The sequence below is a fragment of the Microcystis sp. BLCC-F209 genome (assembly GCF_041928595.1).
GTDB lineage: Bacteria > Cyanobacteriota > Cyanobacteriia > Cyanobacteriales > Microcystaceae > Microcystis.
This window is the reverse complement of record NZ_JBHFLL010000196.1, coordinates 1-9,203: the sequence shown is the minus strand read 5'-3', so window position 1 is coordinate 9,203 and position 9,203 is coordinate 1. Positions and strand designations below refer to the sequence as shown.

Genomic DNA, 9,203 nt, shown 5'->3' with positions numbered 1-9,203 from the left:
TTTTTTGTACCAGTTTATGTACTATGAGGAGAATAATGCAAGGTTTTTGAATGTCCCAATCCTATTTTCTTGCACTAACATCAGATTTTAACAGGTCAAAAACCTTATTTTAAAAGGGTTTTACCATTATTCAGCAAGTCCTAATTAAGGCTAATTCTAGCGGAAAATTACGGTTTTACATTGCGCTGTTTTTGTGCGATTTCTCAAAGCACTTGCTCAAGAGTTGGCTCAAGGCTTTCTTTAATGTCATCAACCTCGTGTTTATGATGGGGAAAACTAACAATTTCAACATGGTGGGGTGCATTATCATAACGGAAGATCATAACTTGAGCTTCGTTCATGTAATGATAGCGATATTTTATCTTTGGTTTTGTGTCAGTATTTTTTACTTCAACAAGGTCTAAGCGATGATTATTCTCAAAAATAATTGAACCATTAATATAGCCTTGACTTGCGTTATAAATTTTCTTGGTCAGTGATAAATATCTCACATTGGGAAATTCTCAAATGGTTTTTTCGATTTGCAAAAAATAGGCTTCAATCATTTTAATTCCTGGAGGTTAGCCTCGTTTTGAAGAAGCATTTCATATAGTCCAGACCAAACTATAAAATCCGATTCATCTCCTAAAATACCTTGAGAAAATTGCTGATAAAATTCTTGGGATGTCATTTTATATTGTTTTTCCAGAGCTGCTAAATCTAATTTTAGATTCAAATTGCTTTTTTGTAATTCGGCAATCTGATAATCAATAATGCTTTGGGCAAATTTTTCTTGATCTTTGATAGAGTTTAAAATCTTTTTAAGGCGTTTTTCTGTTTCAGGCTGAACAGATAAGTAGGTAGGCACAATTATTTGTAGGATGGGTTAGCGGTAGCGTAACATAATCGGGCGTTGGGTTTCATGCTTCAACCCAACCTACGTTCATTTTATATTTAATTCCACCCACCTACTTAGATGAAAATCTAACATAAGCTGTCTCATTACCACAAATCAAGCGGGTTTTTATTCTAGCAAGCGTCAGCCCTGGGGGAGAGGAATGTAAAGATTTATTAAATTGTAGCTTTTGATACAACGTGGGGGGGGAAGTGTGTACCCTCTTGACTGTTAGGTTCGCTGGTCATTGTTTTGGGTTGCGCTATCGCTTAACCCGAATGGAAATGTCACGCACTCAAACCATTTACCATTAACCCTTTTCTTTTGATGAAAATAAAACAACTCGGCATTCTATCCGGGGTTGCCCTAGCAGCCACTCTAGGAACGGCTGGTGCAGCACAAGCTGCTTTGGTGGTCGTCCCTACTGACTTGCTCCCGGGCGCTCAGTATCGTTTAGTGTTTGTGACTGCTGGCACGCGGGATGCAGCTTCCCTCGACATCGGCCCCTACAATACCTTTGTCACCAATCAAGCCACAGGAGGAACCCCAGGGATTGATACGGCTCTCGATACGGCTTTAAATGGGGCAGGATTTGACCTTAATACGATTACTTGGAAGGCGATCGGTTCTACCGAATCCATCGATGCCCGTGATAATACAGGTACTAATCCATCGAGTACGGGTGTTCCCATCTACCTGATAGATGGCAACCGGGTGGCCAACAATAATGCCGATTTCTGGGATGGGTCTCTCCAACACCGCATAAATCTACAACCTAACGATGTTACAACTAGTGCAGATTTTGTTTGGACAGGATCTTCTAGCAACGGTACCGGATACGACTCCTCTCAGTTGGGCGGATTATATTCCCAGTACGTGGTCGTGGGGCGGGCTGATCAGACCACTAATCAGTGGATCACATATTCATCTCCCGATTATTTCTCTAATTATCGATTATATGCGATGTCGAGTATGTTGACCGTGCCCGGAAATCAGCCCGCACCCGTTCCGGTCCCCGAACCCGCGAGCCTTCTTGGTTATATCACACTGGGCGGTTTAATGTTAGGGAGTGCTGTCCGCAAAGCGAGGAAATAATGCCTACAAGGGAGAGGAGACGCGGGTTTCCTCTCTCTTTTTTTGGGGGTTATGAGTAGCATCTCAGTCACGAATTATGCTAGGATTCGCCCTAGAATGATAAAAAATCATGACTACACAAGCAACAGTAATCCAAGGCACGGCCAAAGAAATTAGGGAAGCACTGGCACTTATACCGGATGATGAAATTGTCCGCCTTATGGTGGGTCGTCCCAGCTTATCTATTATTGCCAGAAAATTACAGCACGAGGCCGCAACTCTTGGCATAACAGCTGCGGAACACGACGCACTCATGGCATCGTTAAAAGATGATTTGTGATGCGGGTTGTTGTTGATATCTTGGAGAAGTCAGACCTTACACTTCATCGGGGTTAATTCCAAGCCCTCTGAGCCTTTCAGCCAGCCGGATGGCTTTTTGTTCAGCCTCTTGTTTCGCCAAGCGCTCTTGATTGGCAATTTGCCGTTCTTGAGCAGCGATCGCCTCTGCGTTCATCGCTCTTTCCTCAGCCGTTAGATAGCGATTTCCCGACTGGTCATACCAGTATAACCATTCCCGATACCAGGCAATATGTTCTCCTTTCTCGTAACCCAGCGCCAAGCCAATTTCTGGCAACCAAACTCGATTATTCTCACTCTCTAGAAGTTGATATTTTCCTGAGATTAATTTATATACTTCTAATCTTTGTCGGTTTTTAAATCTTCCTCTTCTGCCACTGAAAGGATTGTAGATTACATAATACAGAATCCCCAGGCTTTGGTAATTTAGAAATTTCTCCTCATACTCACTGTTATATTTCTCGGAAATTACCTCTAAAAACAAAATCGGCAAGATATACTTTTCCCCCCACAAAACATAGCTTAACCGACCTTTTTCTCCCGTATCATGGTTGACTCCAACTGCTAAGAAACCATCGGGGACAAAAGCTGATTCGTCTGGATTATAATAAACAGCCATATCTACCCCAAAATACCAATCATCTCGACCAGACCAAATTAAGGCTAATAAATTTAGCAGTAGGTTGGGAATATCATTTTGTAACTGATTGTCCACTGGAGTTTCGTCGGAAGAGGGTAATTCTTCGGCACTGGGAAGAGGGCAATTTTTGTTATAGGTGAGGTTAACCATAGCTCCTACAAGCGTGGTGTTTAATTACTGCCAATTCTAACAGAAAATTACGGTTTTAGATTTCGTTGTTTTTCTGCGATTTCTCAAAGCACTTCATCAAAACTCGGATCAAGGCTTTCTTTAATGTCATCAACCTGATTAATTTCTTGGTTAGGAGAGGCACTCAGGCACTCATGCAAGAGTCAAAGGGGAGAATAAATCAGGGGTGCTGTCCGCAAAGCTGGAAAATAATGTCTCAAGGGAGAGGAGAGGAGACGCGGGTTTCCTCTCTCTTTTTTTGGGGGGTTTTATGGGAAGATCGGGAAAGCTTGCTAGGTGCAATCCCGATCATCATGAAACGAGACTCGATATTTTACCGGCTTTTTCAACAATCCCCCTCCCTTCTCTTCGATTTACTGGAAAACCCGCCAGATAATGCCACCGAATACCGCTTTGACTCCGTAGCCGTCAAAGAACCCAAATTTGAGATCGATGGCGTATTCCTGCCACCCGATAATGATAGTAGCGGGGTAATCTATTTTTGCGAAGTGCAATTTCAAAAAGACGAACGACTCTATGAAAGGGTTTTTGGTGAATCATTTTTGTATTTTTATCGTCAGCGAGAACGATTTGCCGATTGGCAAATTGTTGTCATCTATCCCACCCGCAGCCTAGAACAAAGTAATGCCCATCCCTACCGGGCGCTGCTCAATTGTCCTCAGGTGCATCGAATTTATCTGAACGAATTAGGGGAAATTCAGCAGTTACCCCTAGGAGTTGCCTTAATGGTACTCACTACTGTGGAAGAAACCCAAGCACCAGAAAAAGCCCGCTATTTACTGGCACGAACCCAAGAGCAAATTGCAGATACAGAAGCCAGTCGCGCCATAATAGAAATGATTGCCACAATTATGGTCTATAAATTTACTAACTTGAGTCGGCAGGAGGTGGAAGCAATGCTAGGACTACAATTGGCAGATACAAGGGTATATCGTGAAGCCAAGGAAGAAGGACGACTGGAAGGACAACTGGAAGGACGACTGGAAGGGGAATCTGCCCTGATTTTGCGTCTGTTGCAACGTCGCTTTGGTGCAGTGGATGAGGTGTTGGCTGCCCGAATTCAGGCTTTAGAAATCGAGCAATTAGAGTCCTTAGCTGAGGCCTTGTTGGATTTTACAACCTTAAACGACCTAGTGCTTTGGCTAAATAGCCCCTCGCAACCGCTTAACTAAACTTAGTCAAACCTAAGCCACCTGAAAGGATGAGTTGGGAAATTTTGATGGCCAAATATCCATCCCTGACGATAGGTGACAAGGGCAATTCTTGTCAGAGGGCAGATAAAAGTTTATGCGGATGGCGAGACTCGAACTCGCAAGGCGTAAGCCACACGCCCCTCAAACGTGCGTGTCTACCAGTTCCACCACATCCGCTTGATTTTAGCTTAACCATTATAGCACAGAAAAAAAATAATCTGCAAGCAAATTTTAAAAATTACTGCCGCACAACCTTCGCGCCACCTGAGTTAGTACGGATAAACCTTTTAGGGAACCTTGAATCAAATGGAAGGCCGGGAGAGGACGGATTAACATTTGTCGAGCTAGGGGCAATGGTAGCAGCTGACCTTGATTATCAATTGCCGGGGCTAAATCGGGTAAGTCCTGTGTCACCTCGTCGCTAATCACGCGCACAATTGCCACTTTTTGCCCGCGTAAAGCCGCTAAAATCCTTGCTCCTTCCATATCTACCACTTCATAGCCACCCTGTCCTAAACGTCGTTTTTCCTCGGACTGGCTAATCAGGCGATCACTTGTTAAACCTTTAACGAGACTATATCCGGTTAATTGGGCGATTTCTGCGGTTATTTCTGGTTCGCACTGCCAATAACTCCCCTTTTCTGCGCCACAACCTTGATAGATTACCCCATCTCCGACCCGATAGCGATCGCTGAGACTGCCCGCTAATCCCATCAGCACAATTTTTCCTGTAAACTTATTAAGAAATTCTAGAGATTGCCTAGAGACTGGGGAACTGTCGAGGAATTCTGGACTGCCAAGGTTAATCGGGATAATTTGCGGGGCTAAATCGCCGATTTTCCTTAATCCTCGACGGATTGAGCTATGCTCGGCCCCCCGGGGAACGAGAATAATATCTTCAGGTGTGAGCATGAAATTTTTGAGAAAGTTTCCTAATTAGTCCATTGAGATGTTATAAACAATAATAGTGAACTAATTAGGAATAATTCTTAAGTAAATGGCCCTGCCACTGACTGGGCGATTGTCTTTCCCACCATGAAAAAGTCTGTAATTCTGCGTTTATCCGAGGTTAACAAGCGTTTTCCCGCTTCTCCTACTCTAGCTGTCGATAATATCAGTTTTAGTTTAACAGAGGGCGAAATTCTCGGATTATTGGGCCCGTCGGGCTGCGGGAAAACCACTCTACTGCGGATGATTGCGGGATTTGAAAAACCATCTCAAGGAGTGATTGAATTGGGGGGGCGAATAGTTGCCGACGAAAAAACCTTTATTCCCCCGGAAAAACGCAATACGGGCATGGTTTTTCAGGATTACGCTCTTTTTCCCCATTTAACCATCGCTGACAATATCGCCTTTGGGTTAAAAAATTCTGGGGAGAAATTATCGAGCAAAGCTATTAACGCTAGGGTGGCGGAAACTTTGGATTTAGTCGGACTGCAAGGACTAGAAAAACGTTATCCCCATCAGCTATCGGGAGGACAACAGCAAAGAGTCGCCCTCGCCCGCGCTTTAGCCCCAAAACCCTCTTTAATCCTCTTAGATGAACCTTTAAGTAATCTCGATGTGCAGGTCCGGCAACGCTTACGGCACGAGATCCGTCATATCCTGAAAGCGACTGGTATCTCAGCCATTTTTGTCACCCACGACCGGGAGGAAGCAATGGTGATCAGTGACACAATTGCGGTCATTTGTCAAGGAAAATTAGAACAAATTAACAATCCCGAAGAAATTTATAGTCATCCGGCCTCGCGATTCGTGGCCGAGTTTGTCACCCAAGCTAACTTTCTCCCCGCTAGACGGAAGGGTGGACAATGGCAAACCGAGATAGGACTCTGGGAAATTCCCGATGGTCAAGATTTGGACAAAGGGGAATTGATGCTGAGAGAGGAAGATGTCAAAATTAAACCGGATGAGACGGGAGATCTGGTTATTTGCGATCGCCAATTTTTGGGGCGGGAGTACCGTTACTGTCTGCTAACGGCCACCGGCAGCCAAATCCACGCTAGAACAACGATTAACACCCAATTAGACATCGGTACAAAGGTAAAACTATCAATTATTCCCGATAGCGTCCGTGTATTTGCCGACTGATAACTGATACTAAATCCTGTTTAAGGGGTGTGGGGTGTAGGGTGTGGGGTGTAGGGGAACAAGGGAGATAGGAAGCTGGGGAGATGGGGAGGTGGGGGGATAACTTTCGTTAACAATTCTTAAGGAAAAACCAGAAAAATTAGCTGTACGGGGGATGATACCGTAGAAAAGGCAATAGAATAATCATCGTGATATGACTGACTCCCCTGAAATACCTTATTTATTACGCGCTGCCAAAGGAGAAATCTTACCCCGTCCTCCCGTGTGGATGATGAGACAAGCAGGACGTTATATGCAGATTTATCGAGAATTGCGGGATAAATACCCCAGTTTTCGGGAAAGATCGGAAAATGCCGATCTAGCGATCGAAATCTCCCTGCAACCTTGGCGTGCTTTTCAACCGGATGGGGTGATCATGTTCTCCGATATCCTCACTCCCTTGGCGGGAATTGGTATTCCCTTTGATATTATCGAAAGTAAGGGGCCGATTATCGATTCTCCCATTCGTACTCAAGCGCAGGTGGACCAACTTAATCCCCTCGATCCCGATCAGTCTTTACCTTTTATCAAAACGATTTTAAAAACCCTGCGTCAAGAGGTGGGAAATAAATCCACTGTCCTCGGTTTTGTCGGAGCGCCTTGGACTTTAGCAGCCTATGCAGTGGAAGGGAAAGGTTCTAAAAGTTATTCTGTGATTAAAGGGATGGCTTTTTCGGAACCCTCGGTACTGCACCAATTTTTAGATAAATTAGCGGATATGATCGCCACCTATGTCCGTTATCAAATCGATTGTGGGGCGCAAGTAGTACAAATGTTCGATTCTTGGGCGGGTCAATTAACTCCCCAAGATTACGATGTTTTTGCCTTACCCTATCAACAAAAAGTAGTTCGTTTGGTGAAAGAAACCCATCCCGATATACCGTTAATTCTCTACATTAGTGGCAGCGCCGGCGTTTTGGAAAGAATGGCTCAATCGGGGGTTGATATTGTCAGCGTCGATTGGACCGTGGATATGGCGGAAGCGAGACAGCGTTTAGGTAAATCGATGATGGTTCAAGGTAATATCGATCCGGGGGTTTTATTCGGTTCCCAGTCCTTTATTCGCGAGCGGATTCTTGATACTATTCGTAAAGCGGGTAATCAAGGTCATATTCTTAATTTAGGTCATGGTGTTTTGGTGGGAACTCCTGAAGATAACGTGCGTTTCTTCTTTGAAACTGCTAAACAAGCGGATCAATTATTAGCAGTTCACGCCTAGGATGTCGTGATCAAGGTTTAGGGAATAGGGGTTAGGAGGTAAGGAAATCGTCTGTAACACCCAACACCTAAGAGTGCATCCCATAATTTAAAATCTACTAAGTTGGGATTCTCTGATAACTTCTGTTAAAAAACTGTGCTTTCTAGGTTGTTTGTTTCCAATCCAGACTCTTGGGGGGTTCTACCCCCCAAACCCCCCGTCGGGGGACGAAGCGCCTCCCCCGAACCCCCTGCGCATTAGTTTTTTTGTGGGATGCTTACACGCAGCTGCTGATATATTTGTAATAATTTAAGAGTCACTGACCATTACTCATTTTTGATATTTCTGCAAAGTTTAGATGCAGCTCTCCAAAATCCGAACCCGTGACTCACTTTTTACTTTCACACTGTCCCCTAAATTCTGCTGGATCAATTAAAATAATGAAAAAAATATTTCTAACGGGTGTGAGTGGCTGTATTGGGCATTATATCGCCGAGATTTTACTGGAAAATCCCGACTATGAATTATATTTTTTATTGCGTAATCCCGAGAAGTTAAAATTTACTTACCAAGGGCGATCAAATGTTCATATACTTTTAGGCGATATGGAAAATATTGGGGTATATGCCGAGCTTTTAAAAACAATGAATATAGCGGTTTTAATCGCTACCAGTTGGGGAGGAGAGGAGGAAAGTTATCAGATTAATGTGGTAAAAACCCTAGAATTAATTAGTTATTTAGATGCTCAAATCTGCGAGAAAGTCCTCTATTTTTCTACTGCCAGTATTCTCAATCAAAATAATCAACTTTTGCCCGAAGCTGGGGAAATAGGAACTAATTATATCCGCACCAAATATATTTGTTATAGCAAATTTACTGACCTAGAAATTGCCGATAAAATTATCACTTTATACCCCACTTTTGTCTTAGGTGGTGACGAAAATAAACCCTATTCTCATATCTATGGTGGTTTACCGGATGTGTTGAAATATATCGGTTTAGTGCGTTGGTTTCAAGCTGATGGCAGTTTTCATTTTATCCATGCCAAAGATATAGCTCAAGTGGTGAATTATTTAATCGAAAATCCCGCACCAGAAAGCAAAATTGTCCTAGGCAATCAACGGACAACAGCTAACCAAGCAGTGGAGGAAATCTGTACTTATTTAAATAAAAAAATCTACTTTCGCATTCCTTTATCTTTAACCATTGCTAACTTTTTTATCAAAGTTTTTAACTTGCAGATGGAAGCATGGGACCGCTTTGCGATGAATTATCGCCACTTCACCCACTTTAAAACCTATACTCCTGCTGATTTTGGTTTAAAAAACTATTGTTCCACCCTCGATGATGTTTTAGCTTTGCGAGGAATTCCCCGAAAAAACCCTAAGTAGAGGGAACAGAAAAATATCGGCTCTCCCAGCTTTGGTGGGTAAAATGTATTCTAAGATACATTTCTCAAGAGCGAGGGGGTGGAACGAACCACAAAGACACAAAGGACACAAAGATCGATCGATCCTATGTCAATTAAACTTATCACACAGAACCTAG

At 43.3% G+C, this 9,203-nt stretch carries 10 protein-coding genes and 1 tRNA gene; 6 read left to right on the top strand and 5 right to left on the bottom strand.

Going from position 1 to position 9,203, the window contains the following annotated elements; translation table 11 throughout:
- Positions 1-203: 203 nt before the first annotated feature.
- Together ACE1AQ_RS12725 and ACE1AQ_RS12720 are read right to left on the bottom strand one after the other, a co-directional pair.
- Positions 204-491, bottom strand: a complete 288-nt coding sequence (locus tag ACE1AQ_RS12725) for a DUF6516 family protein (RefSeq protein WP_008202702.1) — start codon at positions 489-491, stop codon at positions 204-206.
- Positions 492-541: 50 nt separating this feature from the next.
- Entirely contained in the window at positions 542-847 is a 306-nt protein-coding gene (locus tag ACE1AQ_RS12720; protein WP_232306194.1) for a hypothetical protein, read from the bottom strand.
- 354 nt (positions 848-1,201) lie between these two features.
- On the opposite strand from ACE1AQ_RS12720, the gene ACE1AQ_RS12715 reads away from it, so the two are divergent.
- On the top strand, positions 1,202-1,969 hold the full coding sequence (locus ACE1AQ_RS12715; RefSeq protein WP_110544954.1) for a PEP-CTERM sorting domain-containing protein: 768 nt from the start codon (positions 1,202-1,204) through the stop codon (positions 1,967-1,969).
- A gap of 109 nt (positions 1,970-2,078) precedes the next feature.
- Positions 2,079-2,288, top strand: a complete 210-nt coding sequence (locus ACE1AQ_RS12710) for a hypothetical protein (RefSeq protein WP_110544951.1) — start codon at positions 2,079-2,081, stop codon at positions 2,286-2,288.
- A gap of 36 nt (positions 2,289-2,324) precedes the next feature.
- Here ACE1AQ_RS12710 and ACE1AQ_RS12705 read toward each other — a convergent pair whose 3' ends face one another.
- A complete protein-coding gene (locus ACE1AQ_RS12705) occupies positions 2,325-3,095 on the bottom strand; it encodes a Uma2 family endonuclease (RefSeq protein WP_008202710.1) in 771 nt (256 codons plus the stop codon).
- A gap of 332 nt (positions 3,096-3,427) precedes the next feature.
- Here ACE1AQ_RS12705 and ACE1AQ_RS12700 point away from each other — a divergent pair, with 332 nt between their 5' ends.
- Entirely contained in the window at positions 3,428-4,306 is an 879-nt protein-coding gene (locus ACE1AQ_RS12700) for an Rpn family recombination-promoting nuclease/putative transposase (protein ID WP_374808526.1), read from the top strand.
- A gap of 116 nt (positions 4,307-4,422) precedes the next feature.
- Here the strand turns inward: ACE1AQ_RS12700 and ACE1AQ_RS12695 are convergent.
- Both ACE1AQ_RS12695 and ACE1AQ_RS12690 read right to left on the bottom strand, forming a co-directional pair.
- Positions 4,423-4,504, bottom strand: a tRNA-Leu gene (locus ACE1AQ_RS12695).
- Between the two features lie 54 nt (positions 4,505-4,558).
- On the bottom strand, positions 4,559-5,239 hold the full coding sequence (locus tag ACE1AQ_RS12690; RefSeq protein WP_110544949.1) for a hypothetical protein: 681 nt from the start codon (positions 5,237-5,239) through the stop codon (positions 4,559-4,561).
- 123 nt (positions 5,240-5,362) lie between these two features.
- Between ACE1AQ_RS12690 and ACE1AQ_RS12685 the strand changes: the two genes are divergently transcribed.
- From ACE1AQ_RS12685 to ACE1AQ_RS12675, 3 genes are all read left to right on the top strand, one after another.
- Positions 5,363-6,418: an ABC transporter ATP-binding protein gene (locus tag ACE1AQ_RS12685; RefSeq protein ID WP_008202718.1), complete on the top strand. Its 1,056-nt coding sequence runs from the start codon at positions 5,363-5,365 to the stop codon at positions 6,416-6,418.
- Positions 6,419-6,611: 193 nt separating this feature from the next.
- Positions 6,612-7,676, top strand: a complete 1,065-nt coding sequence (hemE, locus tag ACE1AQ_RS12680) for a uroporphyrinogen decarboxylase (protein ID WP_008200757.1) — start codon at positions 6,612-6,614, stop codon at positions 7,674-7,676.
- A gap of 419 nt (positions 7,677-8,095) precedes the next feature.
- Positions 8,096-9,046 (top strand): NAD(P)-dependent oxidoreductase, encoded by a 951-nt coding sequence (locus ACE1AQ_RS12675; RefSeq protein ID WP_008200758.1) that lies wholly within the window; start codon positions 8,096-8,098, stop codon positions 9,044-9,046.
- Positions 9,047-9,203: the final 157 nt, after the last annotated feature.

What these genes read in the sequence shown, in the direction of transcription:
- ACE1AQ_RS12700 (WP_374808526.1), top strand. Translation starts at nt 3,428, where the DNA reads ATGAAACGAGACTCGATATTTTACCGGCTTTTTCAACAATCCCCCTCC.
- ACE1AQ_RS12715 (WP_110544954.1), top strand. Translation starts at nt 1,202, where the DNA reads ATGAAAATAAAACAACTCGGCATTCTATCCGGGGTTGCCCTAGCAGCC.
- ACE1AQ_RS12690 (WP_110544949.1), bottom strand. Translation starts at nt 5,239, where the DNA reads ATGCTCACACCTGAAGATATTATTCTCGTTCCCCGGGGGGCCGAGCAT.
- ACE1AQ_RS12685 (WP_008202718.1), top strand. Translation starts at nt 5,363, where the DNA reads ATGAAAAAGTCTGTAATTCTGCGTTTATCCGAGGTTAACAAGCGTTTT.
- hemE (WP_008200757.1), top strand. Translation starts at nt 6,612, where the DNA reads ATGACTGACTCCCCTGAAATACCTTATTTATTACGCGCTGCCAAAGGA.
- ACE1AQ_RS12705 (WP_008202710.1), bottom strand. Translation starts at nt 3,095, where the DNA reads ATGGTTAACCTCACCTATAACAAAAATTGCCCTCTTCCCAGTGCCGAA.
- ACE1AQ_RS12675 (WP_008200758.1), top strand. Translation starts at nt 8,096, where the DNA reads ATGAAAAAAATATTTCTAACGGGTGTGAGTGGCTGTATTGGGCATTAT.
- ACE1AQ_RS12710 (WP_110544951.1), top strand. Translation starts at nt 2,079, where the DNA reads ATGACTACACAAGCAACAGTAATCCAAGGCACGGCCAAAGAAATTAGG.